The organism is Amycolatopsis sp. Poz14 (assembly GCF_006704225.1).
In the GTDB taxonomy this organism is placed as follows: Bacteria; Actinomycetota; Actinomycetes; order Mycobacteriales; family Pseudonocardiaceae; genus Amycolatopsis; species Amycolatopsis nivea.
Map to the genome: position 1 here is coordinate 6201170 of NZ_JACLHD010000001.1, position 17528 is coordinate 6218697.

Annotated in this window: 15 protein-coding genes; 1 reads left to right on the plus strand and 14 read right to left on the minus strand. The window is 70.0% G+C overall.

Annotated elements, in window-relative coordinates:
* Positions 1–2: 2 nt before the first annotated feature.
* The 14 genes from FKO37_RS29040 to FKO37_RS29105 all read right to left on the minus strand — a co-directional run bounded on the left by FKO37_RS29040 (position 3) and on the right by FKO37_RS29105 (position 15834).
* Positions 3–824 (minus strand): N-acyl homoserine lactonase family protein, encoded by an 822-nt coding sequence (locus FKO37_RS29040; RefSeq protein WP_238606554.1) that lies wholly within the window; start codon positions 822–824, stop codon positions 3–5.
* Positions 825–969: 145 nt separating this feature from the next.
* Complete coding sequence (locus FKO37_RS29045; protein WP_238606555.1) at positions 970–1626, minus strand: TetR/AcrR family transcriptional regulator; 657 nt, start codon at positions 1624–1626, stop codon at positions 970–972.
* A gap of 40 nt (positions 1627–1666) precedes the next feature.
* The gene (locus FKO37_RS29050) at positions 1667–3025 is read right to left on the minus strand and encodes an aldehyde dehydrogenase (RefSeq protein ID WP_238606556.1); all 1359 of its coding nucleotides are present in this window, start codon (positions 3023–3025) and stop codon (positions 1667–1669) included.
* The gene (locus FKO37_RS29055; RefSeq protein WP_238606557.1) at positions 3022–4443 is read right to left on the minus strand and encodes an MmgE/PrpD family protein; all 1422 of its coding nucleotides are present in this window, start codon (positions 4441–4443) and stop codon (positions 3022–3024) included. The genes FKO37_RS29050 and FKO37_RS29055 overlap by 4 nt, the downstream gene beginning before the upstream one ends.
* A 107-nt stretch (positions 4444–4550) precedes the next feature.
* A complete protein-coding gene (locus tag FKO37_RS29060) occupies positions 4551–6005 on the minus strand; it encodes a helix-turn-helix domain-containing protein (RefSeq protein ID WP_238606558.1) in 1455 nt (484 codons plus the stop codon).
* A 50-nt stretch (positions 6006–6055) separates the two neighbouring features.
* Positions 6056–6814 carry an SDR family NAD(P)-dependent oxidoreductase gene (locus tag FKO37_RS29065; protein WP_238606559.1) on the minus strand — a complete coding sequence of 253 codons (759 nt, stop codon included), beginning with the start codon at positions 6812–6814 and terminating at the stop codon, positions 6056–6058.
* 19 nt (positions 6815–6833) lie between these two features.
* Entirely contained in the window at positions 6834–7175 is a 342-nt protein-coding gene (locus FKO37_RS29070) for a hypothetical protein (protein ID WP_238606560.1), read from the minus strand.
* Positions 7176–7229: 54 nt separating this feature from the next.
* On the minus strand, positions 7230–8033 hold the full coding sequence (locus FKO37_RS29075; RefSeq protein WP_238606561.1) for an SDR family NAD(P)-dependent oxidoreductase: 804 nt from the start codon (positions 8031–8033) through the stop codon (positions 7230–7232).
* Between the two features lie 13 nt (positions 8034–8046).
* Positions 8047–8766 carry a hypothetical protein gene (locus FKO37_RS29080; protein ID WP_238606562.1) on the minus strand — a complete coding sequence of 240 codons (720 nt, stop codon included), beginning with the start codon at positions 8764–8766 and terminating at the stop codon, positions 8047–8049.
* Between the two features lie 28 nt (positions 8767–8794).
* Positions 8795–10360 carry a class I adenylate-forming enzyme family protein gene (locus FKO37_RS29085; protein ID WP_134662919.1) on the minus strand — a complete coding sequence of 522 codons (1566 nt, stop codon included), beginning with the start codon at positions 10358–10360 and terminating at the stop codon, positions 8795–8797.
* A 5-nt stretch (positions 10361–10365) separates the two neighbouring features.
* The gene (locus tag FKO37_RS29090) at positions 10366–10626 is read right to left on the minus strand and encodes a hypothetical protein (RefSeq protein ID WP_134662920.1); all 261 of its coding nucleotides are present in this window, start codon (positions 10624–10626) and stop codon (positions 10366–10368) included.
* 8 nt (positions 10627–10634) lie between these two features.
* On the minus strand, positions 10635–12560 hold the full coding sequence (locus FKO37_RS29095; protein WP_238606563.1) for a hydantoinase B/oxoprolinase family protein: 1926 nt from the start codon (positions 12558–12560) through the stop codon (positions 10635–10637).
* Positions 12561–12571: 11 nt separating this feature from the next.
* Complete coding sequence (locus FKO37_RS29100; protein WP_238606564.1) at positions 12572–14650, minus strand: hydantoinase/oxoprolinase family protein; 2079 nt, start codon at positions 14648–14650, stop codon at positions 12572–12574.
* Between the two features lie 92 nt (positions 14651–14742).
* Positions 14743–15834, minus strand: a complete 1092-nt coding sequence (locus FKO37_RS29105) for a LuxR C-terminal-related transcriptional regulator (RefSeq protein ID WP_238606565.1) — start codon at positions 15832–15834, stop codon at positions 14743–14745.
* 334 nt (positions 15835–16168) lie between these two features.
* Here FKO37_RS29105 and FKO37_RS29110 point away from each other — a divergent pair, with 334 nt between their 5' ends.
* Entirely contained in the window at positions 16169–17488 is a 1320-nt protein-coding gene (locus FKO37_RS29110) for a PKD domain-containing protein (RefSeq protein WP_238606566.1), read from the plus strand.
* Positions 17489–17528: the final 40 nt, after the last annotated feature.

Sequence of the window (17528 nt, forward strand, 5' to 3'; positions counted from 1 at the left end):
TCTCACGCGCGGTTCAGGTCCGCCGCGCTCGTGATTTCTCCCTCGGCCGGGCGGAACTCCGCCCAGTCCTGCGGATCGTGGCTGATCCAGACCGTCGTGCCCGGCTGGGCGCCCAGCAGCTTCACCTTCTGCAGAGAAGCGTTCTTGTTCAGCCGGTCGACGTCGAACGGCATCCCGACCGTGGCCGCCACGTTCGCCCGCTTGTGCGCCGCGTCGCTGGTCAGCACCAACGTGCTCTCGTCCGGCAGCCGTATTTTCAAGCCCAGGGTGCCGGGGGTGTGCCCGTGCAGGGACAGCAAGACCACGCTGCCGTCGCCGAACACGTCGTGGTCGTACCCGGCCGGGACCTCGTTCCAGGCGATCTTCCCCGCCGCCACGATGTCCTCCTCGCGGAAGAACCCCGCGTCGAGATCGGACGGCGTGCGCGCGTACCGCAGCTCGCCGGCGCCGATGAAGCCCTCCGCGCCCGGGAACAGGTCGAGCCCGCCGGTGTGGTCGAAATGCATGTGGGACAAGACGATCCGGCGCACGTCGGCCGTCTTGTACCCGATCGACCCGAGCTGGCGGTCCAGGCGGCAGTGCTCCGGGATCGAGATCTTGAAAGCGTCGGCGAGCGGCCCGTACGCGGCCGCCGGGTCGCCCGCGCCGGAGGTCGCCAGTCCGGTGTCGAACAACAGCAGGCCCTCGGCGTGCTCGACGAGAAAGGACGGCGACGGGATCGTGTCCTCCTGGCCGCCGGTGCCGAGCATCAGGATGCCGCAGTCCACGGTCAGTTCCGGCGCGTCGAGCGCCCAGACGCGGCGCACGGTCGAAGATACGGGCATCGCATGGCTCCCAGGGTGTGCGGGGAAACGGATTCAGCCGAGCGGAGTTCCGGCAGGGGCCGCGCCGGTCGCGTACCGGGGATCCGGGACCCGCGCGACGTCGGCCGTCCGCCCTCAACTGCGGATAATATATTCTATTCTCCGCTCAGTTTTCAACCCGTGCCTCGAATTCCGTGCGCGGCGCGAACATCCTGACCAGAGTCAGGGACACCTCGTCGGCGAACCCTTCGACGCTCAGCTCCCCTTCCGGGTCGTACCACTCGCCGACGAGCGCCATCCCGCCCAGCGCGAGGTTCAGCGTCGGACGCGGCCGGTCCGAGGCCGCGCGGCCGTCCAGTTCGTCGACGACTTCGCGGAAGATGGCGGTCTGCTCGCGCCGCAGTTCCCGGCGGCGCCGTTCGAGCGCCTCGATCGGCACTCGCACCTTGAGGAAGAGCGGGATGAACTCGGGGTACTCGCGAAGCGTGATCACGACTTCCTCCCGGAACATCGCCCGCAGCCGCGCCAACGGCGGGCCTTCGGACCGGGCGATGTCCCGCAGCCGGGGAAACACCTCGGCGGCCGCGTGCTCCATGCAGCGCAGGAACAGCTCTTCCTTCGAGGAGAAGTAGTAATAGAGGCTGGTCCCGCGCATGTCGACGGCCGCGCCGATGTCCTCGAAGTTCGCCGCCTCGTACCCGCGCTCGGCGAACAACCGGGCCGCGGTGTGCTCGATGAGCCGCATCCGGATCGCCCGCTTGCGCGCGGCGCGGGTCTCGGCCGGGTCAGCGTCGTCCCCGCGCCGCGGAAAGGCCTCGGGCACAGTCACCCTCCTCCGTGCCGGACGACGCAGGAAGCGCCTGCTACGCCCGGAAAATCGTCTTGTACTCCAGGTACGCGTCCACGCTCTGCGGCCCCAGCTCCCGGCCGATCCCGCTGTTCTTGACGCCCCCGAACGGCGTCTCGATCGGCAGCGTCGAGGTGTTCACGCCGACGCTGCCGGTCACGATCCGGCGGGCCACTTCCGTCGCGCGGTCCCGGTTCGGCGAGAACACTCCGCCGCCCAGTCCGTACTCCGAGTCGTTCGCGATGGCGACCGCTTCGTCCACCGTCCGGTACGGCATCACGGTCAGCACCGGGCCGAAGATTTCCTCCCGGGCGATGCGCATGTCATTGGTGACCCCGCGGAAGATCGTCGGCGCGACGTAGTACCCGCGGTCGAACGGGCGGCTGCCGCCGATCACCAGTTCCGCGCCCTCAGTGCGGCCGAGTTCGAGGTAGGACTCCACTCGCTCCCGCTGCGCCGCGTTCACCAGCGGGCCGAAGAACACCGCCGGGTCGAGCGGATCCCCCTGCGGGATTCCGGTCATCGTCGCCGCGAGCATCTCCACGACCTCGTCGTAGCGCGAGGCCGGAGCCAGCACCCGGGTCAGCGCCCGGCAGGTCTGCCCGGTGTTCGGCGCGCAGGCGGAAAGCACCAGCGGCCGGAACGCCTCGAGGTCGACGTCGTCGAGCAGGATGCCCGCCGACTTTCCGCCCAGCTCCAGCGTGACGTGCTTCAGCTGCTTCGCGCATTCGGCGGCGATCGCTTTGCCCGCCACGGTCGAACCGGTGAACGCCACCTTGTGCACGCCAGGGTGCGCGACCAGCGCAGCGCCGGTCTCGCGTCCGCCGGTCACGATGTTCACCACGCCGTCGGGAATGCCCGCCGCGGCAACGATTTCCGCGAAGACGAACGCGTCCAGCGACGTCTCGGGAGCCGGTTTGATCACCGCGGTGCAACCCGCCGCCAGCGCGGGGCCGAGCTTCCACGCGATGAGCGGCTGCGGGCCGTTCCACGGAGTGACGGCCGCGACCACGCCGACCGGTTCGCGCAGCACGATCGCGTCACCGCTCGCGGTTTCGACATGTTCCTCGACCGAGAGTTTCTCCGCCAGCGAAGCGAAGTACCGGTAGCAGACCGGCACCTGGCTCTGCATCGCGCGGGTGATGCTGATCGGCGTGCCGTTCTGCCGCGTGACCAGCTCCGAGATCTCGTCGGACCGCTTTTCGAACTCGTCTGCCAGCGCGCGCAGGTAACCGGCGCGGGTGGCGGGCGAGAGTGCCGACCACGGGCCGAGCGCCTCCGCCGCGGCGGACACCGCCGCGTCGACGGCTGCCGGGTCGCTGTCCACAATGGACCCGATCACCTCTTCGGTGGCCGGGTTGATCACCTCGATCATGCCCGCACCTCCGGCTTCAGCTGGTTCAGCAGCTCCGAGACGTCCTGCACGTTCCGCAGGTCGAAAACGGCTTGGACGATCGCGTCGGGGTCCACCACCACGCCTTCCACGTTGTGCCGGAACTTGGCGACCAGTTCGTCATCGGTCATATAGCTGGCCGGATCGGGTGACGGGCTGCCCTTCGGATAAGCCCGCTCGCCGCGGTATGTCGTGCCGCGCGCCTGAACCTCGACCCTCGATCGCCGAGCAGCCGGGTTGCTCTTCAGCGCCTCGGTGTAGTCCGGATGTGCCTGGAACGACGCCTTCTTGGTCAGGTCGAGCACCGAGGGGTCCAAGACCGTCTCCGGGGTCTGCCAGTCCTTGCCCGGCGGGACCCGGTGCGCCGCGAGGGCGAGGCCATGGGTCATGCTGAACTGCGCGTCGCGCGGGTTGCGGATGGTTTCGTTCTGCCACACCGGCTGCAGCACGAAACTCTCGCCCCAGGCGGTGATCGCGTCGATCTCGTCCGGCCGGATGTCGTGGGTTTCGACGATCTCGGTCAGCGCGTCGAAGAGTGCGTGCATGACGCGGCAGTGCGGGTACGGCTTGAAGGACTGGAACGGCGTGAACGTCCACTCCGTGCCCAGCCCGGCGGTGATCGGCGCCGGTTCCCAGCGGGAGGTGCCGATGAAGCGCGGGAACCCGTATTCGCGGTCGTCGAGCATCTGCCGGTCGCCCGTGTGGCCGCGTTCGGCGAGGTTCGCGGCCGTGACCGCCGACAGCGCCAGCCCGCCGGCGAGCTGGTATTTGATCGTGGTCGACGGCGCGTGCATCATCCACGCGCGCTGCGTGTTCGTCGGCGCTGTCGAACCCATGATGCCGAGCGCGTCGGCGAGGGTTTCCCGCTCCAGTCCTTTCGCGACTCCGACCGCGGCGGCCGCGCCGAAGAGCGTGCTGCTGTAGCCGATGACGTCGGGGATGGTGACGACACCGTCCTTGATGTCGCGCAGGTAGTCGGTCGCTTTCCCGATCCGGTACGACATTTCGTGCGCGACCGCGATCGCTTCGAGCAGCTTCGTGCCGGACACCCGCAACGACTCCGCGGTGGCGAGCGCGCCGGGCAGCACGTACGGCGTGACATGTCCGGGCGGCAGAACCGCGTCCTGGTCGAGCGCGTTGATCAGTTCGGCGTTCGCGAAGGCCGCGGCGGGGACCGAAGTCTTCGTGCCGGTGCCGAGGATCGATGCCGGTCCTTCGGCGCCGCCGAGGTAGCGCGCGTAGTCGACGCCGCGCTGCGCGCCTTCGTCGCCAAGGGACGCCACCGCGCAGCCGAGCGAGTCGAGCAGGATGCGCTGGGATTCGCGGATCACCTCGTCGGGGAATTCCCGGGCGTCCGCGCCCGCGGCGAATCCCGCGAGCTGCTCGATGATCGTCGCCATTCCTGCTCCTCGTCGATGCTGAATCGGCCGCGCACCCGGCAGCGCGCATGAAATATATAATATCTAGATGACAGGCAGGGTCAAGCGCCCGGAGCGCGGGTCCGTGATCAGCGGATGCGCAAGGCTTTCATCCGGTTGTACAACGTCGAACGGCTGATCCCCAGCGCACGGGCAGCTTCGAGCTTGTTGCCGCCCGCCTCCGCGATCGCTGCGACGATCACCTCGCGCTCGGCCCGGTCGAACGGCGAAGCGAGCGCCGATCCGTCCCGATGCGAAGGCGGAAGGTCGGCCGGGACGACGTCCCCCGCCGAACGCAGCTCCGCCACCGCGCGGACCACCCGGCGCAGTTCGGCCAGATTCCCCGGCCACGGCTGAGCCGCCAGCAACCGCAAAGACTCCGGCGTGAACCGGGCGGCGCACTCCTCGGCGAGCATTCGCTGTGCCAGCGGCGGGATCTCGTGGCGGCGGGAGCGCAACGGAGCCAAGTCCCGTCGCTCGCCGCAGCACGCCGTGATCGACGGGTGCGGTTCGCCCAAGGCGGAGGTCAGCACGAGGTTCCGCCTCGACGTCCGCGCCCGTGCCGCGACCAATGCGGCCAGCCGCCCCGAGAGCAGCTGGACGTTCTCGACGATCACGACCGGTCCGTCGCTGTCCAGCAGGCGGCTGGCCCGCTCGGCCCATTCCGCCTCACCGATCCGGACCGTTTCGACCCCGTCCAGTACCGCCGCGCCCTCCCCGGCGGCCTCCCGCGCGAGGGTCGTCTTGCCGGTGCCCGGCTCCCCCACCACCAGCAACGGCCAGCGCACCGGGGCCGCGGCGCGCGGACGGCGGGGCCGCGTCTCGACAACGAGGTCGACCATGGTCCCGTCAGTGCGGTCCACTGGCGTCCAAGCAAGCCGCACCGGCTCGCCGGACGCCAACGTGATCCGCGCGTTGCCGCTGCCGTCCTCGATGCAGGCTTGGACCGCGGCATGATCGGCCGGCGCCAACAGGTCGAGAGCGGGCTGAGTCGCCAGCACGAGGCCGTGCCCGACCACCAGCACCCGCCGGTCCCGCCTGCGGGCGGCGGATTGGAACGCGGCGAGCAGCCGTTGCTGAGCCTCCGCCGCGTCCGTCCGCAGCCTGCTTTCGATCTCCGCGACCAGATGCCGCACCAGCGCCGGGGCGAGCCGTTCGTCCCGGCTGACCGGCACCGCGAAGTCGAGCACCCCGGCGACCCGCCGGGTTCCGGGATGGACGATCGGCTGCCCGAAGCACGTGAACCCGTGGAAGGCGGGCATCGCGTGCTCGGCGCCGCGCAACAGGAGGCTCTTGCGCGTTTCCAGCGGCGTGCCGATCGCGTTCACGCCGACGTCGTCCTCCCCCAGCCGCACCCCCGGCAGCACGCCGAGCGAGGCGACCTCCCGGCCGAAGGAACGCTCGCCGTAGCGGATGTCCACCACCCGGGCCCGATGGTCGGCCAGCAGCACCGCGACCGGGCTGCCCCGCAGCTCGGTCTGCACGCGGTCGAGCACCGGCCCCGCGGCGCGGGCCAGCGCGCCGCGGGTCGGCACCGCACTCATAGAACATAATATTTCATGCGGCCGTCTGCTGGTCAATGAAACGGCGCCGCTCAGTACAGGGTGTAGCCGCCGTCGACCGGGACCGTCACACCGGTGACGAACGACGCCGCGTCCGACAGCAGCCACATCGCCGCCTGCGCCTGTTCGACCGGTTCGCTGCCGCGCCGCAGCGCGTGCGTGGCCGCGACGGTCTTCTCGTACTCCGGGTTGAGCTTCAGGTACTCCAGGTACATCGGCGTGCGCGCGGTGGACGGGCCGATGGCGTTGACCCGGATGCCGTGCTCGCCGTACTCGGCCGCCGCCGCTTTGGTCAGGCCCATCAGCGCGTGTTTGGACGCGGTGTACTCGGCGGCGAGCGGAATGTAGATGAACGAGCCGACCGACGCGGTGTTGACGATCGACCCGCCGCCTCCCCGCAGCATGGCCGGCACCTCGTGCTTCATGCAGAGGAACGGGCCGGTCACGTTGATCGCGAAGACCCGGTCGAACTCCGCGCGGGTGAGATCGGCCAGCTTCTTGCCGTTGTTCGGCACGCCCGCGTTGTTGAACGCGCCGTCCAGCCTGCCGTACGCGGATTCCGCCGCCGCCACCATCGCCGCCACCTGCGCCTCGTCGGTGACGTCGGTGGCGACGAACTGGGCCTCGTAGCCCTTGCCCGACAGTTCCTCGGCCAGCGCCTCGCCTGCTTCGGTGCTAATGTCCGCGATCGTCACCAGCGCGTCGTTCTCGGCGAAGAGCCGTGCGGCCGTTTCGCCGATCCCGCTGGCGCCGCCGGTGACGATGATCGAGCGTCCTGCGATTGCACTCATCGAAAGTTCCGTTTCCCGCCTAGACGGCGATGTCCATCTCGGGGCCGATGTACTCCTCGGCCGAGACCGCCTTGCCGTCCCGCACCGTCACCACCTGGATCAAGTGCACTCGCGCGGCCGCCAGCGTGGCCGAGGTCTGCACGAAGAAACCCTTGCCGGTCAGGGTGTAACGGGAGTTTTCGAACGGCGGCAGGCCACCGCGTTCCTTGACGGCGTCGACTGCTTCCTTGACCGTCATCCACTTGTCGTCGGCGCTGTGCCAGACCTTGCAGTCGTCGGCGCACAGCGAGTAGAAGACGTCGACGTCCGAGAGCGCGCGGATCCAGCCCTTGGCCAGTTCTTCATGAGTCGTCGTTGACATGCGGAGAACGCTAAGCGCGCGCCGGCCGCGCGACTGTCCGGATACTTGGACACTTCAGCTGTCGAAAGCCACCGTCGAGGCGTCCACCGCCGCGCCGCCGCCGTCGGCGACCAGCACGTGCCCGGTGACCATCGAGGCGTCGCCCGAAGCCAGGAACGCACAGCAGGCGGCGATTTCCTCCGGCTCCGCGACCCGGCGCAGCGGAACGTGCGCCGCGCTCAGCGCGTAAGCCTCGTCCAGGCTGATGCCTTCGCGCTCGGCGAGGTGCGCCATGCTGCCCGCGGCGAGCGCGGTCCGCACGAAACCCGGGCACACCGCGTTGACGCGCACGCCTTTCGGCCCGTAATCCCGGGCGAGCCACCGGGTGAGGCCGATGATCGCCGCCTTCGCCGCGGTGTAGCCCGCCGCTCCGGGCGGGCCGGCGATCAGCCCCGCGGTCGAGGCGAACAGGACCAGGGAGCCTTCGGCGGCCGCCAGATGCGGGAGCACTTCCCCGGCCAGGTAGAAGGATCCGTGCAGGTTGACGTCGAGCGCGCGGTGGTAGGAGTCCACGTGTTTGGGGTTCGCTCCCCCGCCGATCGCCGCGCCCTGTATCGCGATCACCGTGTCCAGGCCGCCGAGTTCCTCGACCGTTCGCGCGACCACCGCGCGGATCGCTTCGCGGTCGGTGCCGTCAGCCGGGACCGCGATCGCGCCCGTGTCGTTCGCGACTTTCGCCAGCCGTTCCTCGTCGATGTCGGTGACGACGAGCTTGGCGCCGCCCTCGGCGAGCCGCCGCGCGGTCGCGGAGCCGACGCCGCCCGCCGCGCCGGTGATCAGCGCCGACTCGGGCTTGGCGCGCCGTGGTGGATAGCTCATGAGCAGCTCCCTCTCAGTTCGCGGCCGGGAAGAACGGGCTGACCGGCTTCAGGAACATCGCCGCGAACGGCGGGATCATGAAGTCCGGCAGCACCATCTCCCCGGACATCAGCTGGCGTTTGACCTCCGCGCGGAATCCCTCCAGGCTCCCGGCGATCTCGTAGATCGCCAGATGACCGAGATCCGGGGTTTCGACGCCGGGCAGCGGCTTGAGAGCCGAGACCTCGAACCGTTGCGCGCGCAGCATTCCCGGCGCGGACATGACCTGCGGGATGTGCTCCTCGTCGTACCATTTCGCGAAGGTCGCGTCGTCGCCGGTGTGGCGGCTCCACGCGAAGAACAGATGCCGGTCGTCCAGGTTCTCCGCCTTCGCGAACTGCTCGGACAGGAACGGTTCGCTCACCGCGTCGAGGAACAACGCCTGGAACAGGCGGTTCATGAAGTCCGGGAGCACCATTTCCCCGGAGATCAGCTTCCGCTTGACCTCCTCGCGGAACGGCTGCGCCGAGCCTTCCATCTCGTAGATCGCGAGGTGCCCGAAATCGAGCGCGCGCACCCCCGGCAGCGGCTTGGTCTCCGAGAGCAGGAACCGTTGCGCGCCCACCATTCCGGGCACGTCCATCACCTGCGGGATGTGCTCGTCGTCGTACCACTTCGCGTAGGTGTCGTAGTCCGTGGTGTAGGTGCTCCACGCGAAGAACAGACTCCGGCTGTCGAAAGTCGGCGCCGCCATGTGTTTTCTCCTTCGGTTCACGCTGAATTCAGACGCGGCGCTGCAGGCCGGTCCACAATTTCTCGCGCAGGATCTGTTTCTGGATCTTGCCGGTGCCGGTCTTCGGCAGGTCCTCGACGAAGACGACCTTCTTCGGCACCTTGTAGCCGCCGAGCCGGGCCCGGCAGTGCGCGAGCACCCCGTCGGCGGACACGGCGTTTCCGGGTTCGGCCGAGACGAACGCGGTGATCGCCTCGCCCCACCGCTCGTCCGGAGCGCCGACGACGGCGACCTCCCGGATCCCGGGCAGTTCGGAGACGACGTTCTCGATCTCCCGGGGATAGACGTTGAACCCGCCGGTGATGATCATGTCCTTGCGCCGGTCGAGGATGAACAAGTACCCGTGCTCGTCGAGGCAGCCGACGTCGCCGGTGTGCACCCAGCCGTCCGAAAAGGTTTCAGCCGTCGCTTCCGGCTTCCGCCAGTACCCTGCGCTCACGTGCGCGCCGCGAGTCCGGATCTCGCCTGTCTCCCCTGGTGGCACCGGACGGCGGTCCGCGTCCACGATCTCGACCTCGACGTGTGCGGTCACCTTGCCCGCCGACGCCAGCCGGGGCAATCCGCGCTCGTTGAGGGTTTCGACGTGGTCCTCCGGGCGGAGCGTCGCGATCGGCAGCTGGGCTTCGCTCGCGCCGTACAGCTGCTGCATCGCCTCGCCGAAGTACGCGCGGGCCTTGGCCGCCCGGTCCGGCTGGATGGCCGAACCCGCGTACGGGAGGACGCGCACGGTGCCGACCCGGCCTGCGGGAGCTCCGCGCCGGGCTAGCTCCTCCAGCAGCATCGTGATCATCGTCGGGACCAGCGGAAGCACCGTCACCTCACCGCCCGCGGCGGCGTCCGCGACCTCCGCCGCGTCGAACTTCGGCGCGTAGATGTTCAGGCCGCCGCTCGCCGTGAGCACGTCCGCGATGCCGCCGCTGAAGTGGCTGATCGGCGCAGTGTGCAGGGCGGCGTCGCCCGGGCCGAGCCGAGGCAGTACTTCGCGGGCGTTGCGCACGAGCGCACCGACCGTCCGGTGCGGCACTCGCACGCCCTTGGGCAGCCCGGTCGAGCCGGAGGTGTAGAGCAGCCACGCGTCGTCCTCGGCGTCCGGCAGCGGCAGTTCATCTTCCGAGCCCGACGCGACGAACTCCTCGAACGGGATGCCGCCCTGGGCGCTCTCGCCGAGCACGATGATTTCCTTGACCCGCGGCGGGATCCACGCCGTGCCGTGCTCGGCGAGCCACGCGCCGTCGACGAGCACGAAGGCCGGATCCGCGTCCGCGGCGATCTGGGCCAGTTCGGCGGGGTGCAGCCGGGGCAGCAGCCCGACGCGAACCCCGCCGCCGAGCACGAGCCCGTGGTACGCCTCGGCCCATTCGCAACTGTTCGCGCCGAGCAGCACCGCGCGGGTGCCGCGTTCCGCGCCCAGCGCCCGGAACGCCTGGGCGACGCGCCGGGCGCGGCGGCCGAGTTCGCCGTAGGTCAGCTCGCGCCGGGAGTCCCGGATCGCGGGCCGGTCGGCGAACTCGGCGTACGCCCGCGTGTACAGCCGGGCCAATGGGGTCGGGGACATCCGCGTCACCCCAGCCGCGAGGGCGCCCAGTCGCGCGTCGGCGAACGCCACGCGGGCCAGTTGTCCTCGGGCTCCGGACGGGTCACCGACAGATGCGTGAAACAGTCCTGACACTTCACGACCATGCGCGGGCCGAGGTAGTTGGCCACCGGGTACCGCGCGACGTCGGTGCTTCCGCACGACGGGCAGACGGCATCCACCGGCGTGCGCTCGACGGACACGCGCGGGGTTTCCGGACGGGGGAAGAGAAGTCGGTCGACAGACATGGGTGCTCCTATCCCAGGATCCAGTTGACGGGCGTGGCGACCGGCACCGACCAGGTGCCCGCGGCGCGCCGGGCGGCGAGTTCGGCGCGCCGCTCGGCGGTCGCGGCCTCGTCGATCCGGCCGTCGCGCAAAACGGCGCCGAACGCCTTGGCGGCGAATTCCTCGCTGTACAGACCGTCGGCGAGGTCGCGGCCGAGCCGGTCGAGGTCGCGGGCGAGCGGGTCGCCCCAGCCGCCGCCTCCGCCGATCAGGAAGCGGATCGCGTCGCCCGCCTTGAGCACCAGCCCGGAGAACTTGCCGGTCTGGTACCGGGCGCCGCGGCAGAAGCCGCCGTTGTTCGGGTCCGGGCGGCCGTCGTCGTCGAACATGCCGAAGAGCGGTTCAGTACCGCGCAGATCGAGCGGATCCGCGTGCGTGGCCAGGTCGAAGTTCTCGATGTACCAACCGAAAGCGGGCGCGCCCGGGCCTGCCCCGGCGGCACCCGGTGCACCGACGCGTACCCGGTCGCAGGTGACGGTGACCATCGTGTCCGACTGTGCGGTGAGCGTATACACCGAGCCGAGCCCGCCACGGTATTCGCCCGCGCCCGCGGTGTCGAGCACCATCTCGTGCTGCGCCACGATCAACGGGCTTTCGATCTCGACGTGTTCCTGCACCGAGGTCCGGCAGTTGCCGATCGGCGTGACGCAGAAGGAAATCCCGTCTTCCTTCCACGTTCCGCCCCAGCCTCCGCCGGTGAGCGCGAACGCGCCCCACGGCATGCCCTCGTGCCCGGGCCGGGTGTCGATGCCGCCGAGACTGATCACCAGGGCGGTCCCGGTGTCGCACGCGATCGCGCGATCTCCGACGGCCTGGCTCAGCGCGCTCGCGACGGCGTTGATGCCGCGCGCACCGATGTCGGCGTGGTTGGAGCAGCTCGACGGCGGCAGCACGCACACCACGCTGCCCTGCGGCAGGAGTGTCTCAATAGGACGGAGAGTGCCGCTGTTGACCGGCGTGCCCGGATCGACCATCAGCTTGACCGCTTCGATGCACCGGACCGCCTCGCACCACGCCGTGCCGCAGTTGCCCAGCGGCTGCCTGCCGGAACCGGAGAAGTCGATCTCCATGCTGTCGCCGCGCACCTTGACCGTCACGCGCACCGGGATCGGTTCGTCGGTGACGCCGTCCTCGTCGAGGAAGTCCTCCACGGTGTAGTCGCCGTCCGGGATGCCCGCGATGCCGCGGCGCATGCTCGCTTCGGTGGCCTCGATCGCGTACCGCCCGGCCGCCTTCACCTTGTCCAGCCCGCCGCGGGCGACGAGCGCCTGCAACTGCCGCTCCCCCACGACCAGGCAGCCGTGCAACGCGCGCAGGTCGCCGAGGACGAGGTGCGGCACCCGGTTGTTCTCCAGGATGAAGTTGAACAGCGGCCGCACCGGCACGTCGTTGGCGTACAGCAGCGACGGCGGCAGTTTGATCTGCTCCTCGAACGACGTCTGCGTGCCGTTGGAGAACCCGCCGGGGATCGGGCCGCCGAGGTCGACCAGGTGCGAGGTCGAGTGCAGCATGAACTCGACCCGGCCGTCCACGAACACCGGCCGGAGCAGGTTCACGTCGGACTGGTGGATGGTGCCGCGCCACGGGTCGTTGACGAAGATGACGTCGCCGGGCTGCAGCGAGTCCAGGTCGAACTCGCCCATCACGAAGTTCACGATGTGCGGCGAGGTGAACGCGTGCTGCATGCAGCCTTCCCACTGCGCCGCGGTTTCCCATCCGTCGCCGCTGCGGACGTGGATGGCGGTGGTGCAGTCGAGGATGTCGCGGCACACCGGGGAGAACGCGCTTCGCATCAGCGCCTCGTTCATCTCGCGGGCGACCTCGATCAGGCCGTAGCGCAGGATGTCGAGCTCGAACTCGGCCGTCCCGGCGGCGGGTTCCGCGGAAATAGTCATGGCGGCGCTCCTCAGTCCTGGTTCTCGATGATGTTTTCGATGATCAGGAGACGGTCGGCGTCCACCCGGGCCCGGCGGCCCGGGAGCACCACCGTGGTGGCGAACTTCTCCGAGACGATCGCCGGTCCGTCGACGACCGCGCCCGCGGCGAGCCGTTCCCGGACGTGCACCGGGACCCTCGTGGTTTCCCCGGACCCGGGGACGCGCAGATCGCGTTCGCCGAGCAGGGATTCGCCTCCCTCGGCCGCGGTGGACGGCACCTTGTTCGGCCTCGGGATCACCGCGGTCACTTCGATCGTCGAGACGACGACCGGGATCTCCGCCGCGGAGAAACCGTAGGATTCCTGGTAGAACGCGTGGAAATCGGCGACCACGTCCGGCACGCGTTCCGCGGTCATCGGGCCGGGCGCCAGCGGCAGCCGGTTGTCCCAGGTCTGCCCGCGGTACATGGCGAAGACCGCGCGGTCGAAGGCAAGGCCGTCCAGTTCGACGCCCTGGGCGGCCAGCTCCCGGGTCAGGCTCTGTTCCATCGCGGCGAATTCCGCTTCGACGGTCTCGGCGTTGCCGGCGGCGAGCGGGACCATCAGCGACTGCGCCCGGGTGGTCCGCAGGTCGCTTCGCAGCAGCCCGAGCGCGGAGAACTGGCCCGGTGTCGACGGAACCACGACCGTGTCGAGTCCCAGGATCCGCGCGACGCGGTCGGCGAGCATCGGACCGGCCGAACCGAACGGGAGCAGGGCGAACTCGCGGACGTCCAGTCCCCGGTAGACCGAGATGGTGCGGATCTTCGCCGCGATGTCCTCGCACGCGATCTGGTAGGCGGCCTCGGCCAGCTCGAGCGCGGAAAGCCCCCACTGCTCGCCGGTCCGGGCCAGTGCGGTGCGCGCGGCCTCGACGTCGAGGGAGATGCGGCCGTTCGCGAACAGATCGGGTTGCAGCACGCCGAGCAGCAGGCAGGCGTCGGTGAGCGTCGCCTCGGTGCCGCCGCGCCCGTAGCACGCCGGACCGGGGTTCGAGCCCGCCGATTTCGGGCCGACCGCGACCTGCCCGAGCGCGTTCGGCCCGATGACGCTGCCCGCGCCCGAGCCGACGCTCTCCACGTCGACCAGCGGCAACGTCAGCGTCAGGCCGGTTTCCAGCGTCCACAGGTCGGTGAGCGGGGTCTGCGCGTCGACGATGGCCGCGACGTCGGTGCTCGTGCCGCCGACGTCCATGGTCAGCAGGTTCCGCTTGCCCGATTCCCTGGCCAGCTGCAGGCTCCCGGTCACGCCGCCGACCGGCCCGGAGACGAGCTGGAACACCGGGGCCTTGCCCGCGTCCTGCACGGTCGCGACGCCGCCGTTGGTCGTCATGATCCAGAGCGTGCCGCCGAACTTCCGCTGCTCCAGCGCGACGGTGAGCCGCTGAAGGTAACCGACCACGGCCGGGCCGACGTACGCGTCCAGCGCGACGGTCGTGGTCCGCTCGTGCTCCTTCGTGACCGGATACAGGTCCGAGGTCTGCACGTAGGCGTGCGGGATCTCCTCGGCGAGGATCTCCGCCGCACGCCGCTCGTGGCCGCGTTCCCGGTACGAATTCATGAAGCACACAGCGACCGCCTGGACACCCTGCGCGGCGAAACCGCGGGCCGCCGCGCGGACGGCGTCCTCGTCCAGCGCCAGCAGTTCCGTGCCGTCGTAGCCGATCCGCTCCGGGACGCCGATCCGGTCGCGCCGGTGCACGATCGGCCGTTCCTGGTGCGGGCGCAGCCAGGTCGGGTCGTAGAACCGGTCGCCGAACTCGCGATGCATCCGGCCGATGTCGAGCAGGTCCCGGTGCCCGCGCGTGGCCAGCAGCGCGGTCTTCGCGCCCGCGCGGCTCAGCAGCGCGTTGATGCCGACGGTGTGCCCGTGCACGATCTCCGCGACCTCGGGCGGCTCGACGCCGATCGCGGCGAGCGCCTCCAGGACGCCGTGTTCCTGTTCCTTCGTGGACAGCACCTTGCCGTCCCGGATCTCCCCGGTGGTCCGGTCCAGGCCGATGATGTCGGTGAAGGTCCCGCCGACGTCGATGCCGACCAGCCAGCCTGCCGAGCCTCGTTGCTCAGTCACCTCATGCCTCCACGGGTCGTGGTGTGTGAGGCGATTCTGCGGCCGGTGCGACCGCGGTCACATCGGCCAAGAGTCCGAGCCGGACTGGGACCTTAGGACAGTGCCCCGCCGCGCAGCCAGAGCGCGATCGCCTCGGCGCGGCTGGCGACGCCGAGCTTGCGCAGGATCTGCGTGACGTGCGACTTGGCGGTGCGCTCGGTGATCAGGAGCTCACGCGCGATATGCCGGTTCGACCGGCCCGCAGCCAGGAGCTCCATCACCTCGTTTTCCCTTGCTGTCAGCGGAATCTGCGGGCTCGACGGCGGCGGCGCGACCGGTGCGGGCAGGGCCGCCGGACGGGTCATCAGGCCGTCGGCGGTGTCGCGCAGGAAGGCCAGCCCTTCCAGCATCGTCAGGCGGCCGAGGGAATGGCTGAGCGCCTCGGCCATGAGCGTGAGCAGCGCCCGGTCGGTTTCGTCGACGTCGCGGCGCTGGTGGTAGCGGTCGCCGTGCAACAGCCCGACGACCTGGCCCTGCACTGTCAGCGGGGCGATTCCGTACGAAGTGGACCTCGTGACCCGGATCAGGTCGCGGTCCACGCGTTCGCTGTGCTGGGTGTCGAAGATGAGCCGGGTTTCGGCCCGGTCGACCACGTCCGCTTCGATCAGTCCGCCGCGCAAGGCAGGCGGCGACGCTTTCCCGACGGCGACGATCTCGTCCGCCCACCGCGGCTCGCGCACGACGCACATCGTGTGCAGCCGCCACACCGAGTCCACCACGCGGGAGACCAACACTCGGTCGAATCCGAGCCGGCAGCCCGCTTCGGGAACCCGGCCGAGGAATTCGTCCACGGACTTCGCGTCCCGGACCGACGCCAGCGAGACGGCCACGCGGCGCAACAGGAGGTGCTGGTCGGCGAGCCGCGCTTCCGCCAGTTCGGCCTCGACCGCGCGGATCCGGGCCAGCAACTCGGCCAACTCTCTCCGCCGCGCGGCGGTGACGCTGGTTTCGTCCGCGCTGTGCAGGGTTTCGGCCAGCACCGCGTTCCACAACCGGCCCAGCGCCCCGGCCGCCTCGTCGGCCCACGGACCGTCAAGCGTCGGCACGGGCACGTCGAGACCGAGCGTGGCCCCGACGTCCGCGCACAGGTCCCGGTACCGCCCGCCCAGCCCAGCGGCGGCCGAGACGGTGCTGTCCACGTCCATCGGTCACCTCTGGTGCTTCCTCGCTGCCGCGCTGAAGCACAATATATGCGCTGATGAGCCCTGGTTCAAACGACGCGGGGCCTCCCGGCCAGTTCGCCGTGGTCGGAGCGGGATTCTCCCGGGAGAGCCGCTCGGACTGTCCGAGAAGATGGACAGTCCGGCTCCCGGAACCCGCCTAACGTCGTTTCCCGGCCGCCAATGCGAATTCGGCGACTGATCGCCCTTGCGGACACTCTGTTCCGGCGGAACGAAACCAGCGATGCAGACCGGCAATGCCCCACTGGGAGGACGCAACCGCACGGCTCGCAGGCGGCGGACCGCCGGCTGTGTCGCGATGGCTTCGGTGCTGATGCTGGGGCTCTCGGCGCCGCCGTCGCAAGCGGACACTCCCCTCCCCCTGCACCATTACCTCCTCGTCGGCGGATTCGCCTCGCCCGGCATCAGCTCGGTCAGCGTGACCCGGGACAGCGCGATGACCACCGTGCCCGGCTCCCCGTTCGCCGGAGGGCTCGGTTCGCTGGGCATGGCGATCACGCCCGACGCGCAGAAGGTCTACTCCGTCGACAGCGGATCGGGCACCATCATCGGCTACCGCATCGGCACGGACGGCACGCTGAGCCCGTTCGAAGGCGGCACCGTCCTGGTAGGCCTGCCCGTCGTCGGGGCGGCGATAACTCCAGACGGCTCGCGGTTGTTCGTCACCCTGGGCGGCGGCGCCGGCGCGGGATCAGTGCGCTCGTATGCGATCTCCCCGGACGCCGGCCACCTCATCGTCACCAACTACCTCGCGAACAGCGTGACATCCTTCGCGATCGCCCCCGATGCGACGCTGACCCAGGTCGGCGCACCGGTAGCCGCCGGGAACAAGCCGGTCATCCCCGCGTTCACGCCGGACGGGAAACACCTCTACGTCAGCAACGAAGGCAGCGGCGACCTCTCGGGTTACGCGGTCGGCCGGGACGGTGCGCTGACAGCAATCGCCGGATCGCCGTACCCCAGCGGCGGAACCACACACGGTGTCGTCATCACACCCGACTCGCACCGGCTCTACGTGCCCAACACGACCTCGAACACCGTCACCGGATGGACCATCGGCACCGGCGGCCACCTGACCCCGCTGCCCGGCTCGCCGTACCCAATGCCAACGATGCCGGGCCGGGTCACGCTCAGCGCGGACGGCAAGTACCTGTTCGTCATCCAGGCGATCGCGGTGGACAACCCGACGTTGCACAGTCAGGTGTACAGCTATGTGCTGCAACCAGACGGCCAGCCAGTCCCCAGCGGCCTCCCGCCCGCCGACACGGGCTTGGTCTGGCACGACGGCTCGAACGCTTTCCTCACCCCGAACCAAGGCCCACTCGCCGCACTGACCGCAACGGGGCCCACGTCCGGCGGCACGCGCGGATTCTCCGCCGCAGCCTCGTCAGACCCGGACGGCACAGTGTCCCAGTACGCCTGGGATTTCGGCGACGGACAGCGGCTGTTGACCACTACGCCCGACGTCTCGCACACGTACGCCAAGCCCGGAACCTGGACCGTTACGGTGAGGGTCACCGATGACGAAGGCTGTTCCACCGACCTGATCTACGAGGGAACGACGGTCACCTGCGGTGGCGGCCCGCGCGCGCAGGCACGAACGACAGTCACGACCTAGCGCTCGAGGCTGGAGCGGAGTGCTTACCGGCTGGCCCGCA

Bases quoted from the DNA above. Each gene is read 5' to 3' on its own strand.
- FKO37_RS29040 (WP_238606554.1), bottom strand. From the start codon at position 824: ATGCCCGTATCTTCGACCGTGCGCCGCGTCTGGGCGCTCGACGCGCCG.
- FKO37_RS29050 (WP_238606556.1), bottom strand. From the start codon at position 3,025: ATGATCGAGGTGATCAACCCGGCCACCGAAGAGGTGATCGGGTCCATT.
- FKO37_RS29055 (WP_238606557.1), bottom strand. From the start codon at position 4,443: ATGGCGACGATCATCGAGCAGCTCGCGGGATTCGCCGCGGGCGCGGAC.
- FKO37_RS29060 (WP_238606558.1), bottom strand. From the start codon at position 6,005: ATGAGTGCGGTGCCGACCCGCGGCGCGCTGGCCCGCGCCGCGGGGCCG.
- FKO37_RS29065 (WP_238606559.1), bottom strand. From the start codon at position 6,814: ATGAGTGCAATCGCAGGACGCTCGATCATCGTCACCGGCGGCGCCAGC.
- FKO37_RS29070 (WP_238606560.1), bottom strand. From the start codon at position 7,175: ATGTCAACGACGACTCATGAAGAACTGGCCAAGGGCTGGATCCGCGCG.
- FKO37_RS29075 (WP_238606561.1), bottom strand. From the start codon at position 8,033: ATGAGCTATCCACCACGGCGCGCCAAGCCCGAGTCGGCGCTGATCACC.
- FKO37_RS29080 (WP_238606562.1), bottom strand. From the start codon at position 8,766: ATGGCGGCGCCGACTTTCGACAGCCGGAGTCTGTTCTTCGCGTGGAGC.
- FKO37_RS29085 (WP_134662919.1), bottom strand. From the start codon at position 10,360: ATGTCCCCGACCCCATTGGCCCGGCTGTACACGCGGGCGTACGCCGAG.
- FKO37_RS29090 (WP_134662920.1), bottom strand. From the start codon at position 10,626: ATGTCTGTCGACCGACTTCTCTTCCCCCGTCCGGAAACCCCGCGCGTG.
- FKO37_RS29095 (WP_238606563.1), bottom strand. From the start codon at position 12,560: ATGACTATTTCCGCGGAACCCGCCGCCGGGACGGCCGAGTTCGAGCTC.
- FKO37_RS29105 (WP_238606565.1), bottom strand. From the start codon at position 15,834: ATGGACGTGGACAGCACCGTCTCGGCCGCCGCTGGGCTGGGCGGGCGG.
- FKO37_RS29110 (WP_238606566.1), top strand. From the start codon at position 16,169: ATGGCTTCGGTGCTGATGCTGGGGCTCTCGGCGCCGCCGTCGCAAGCG.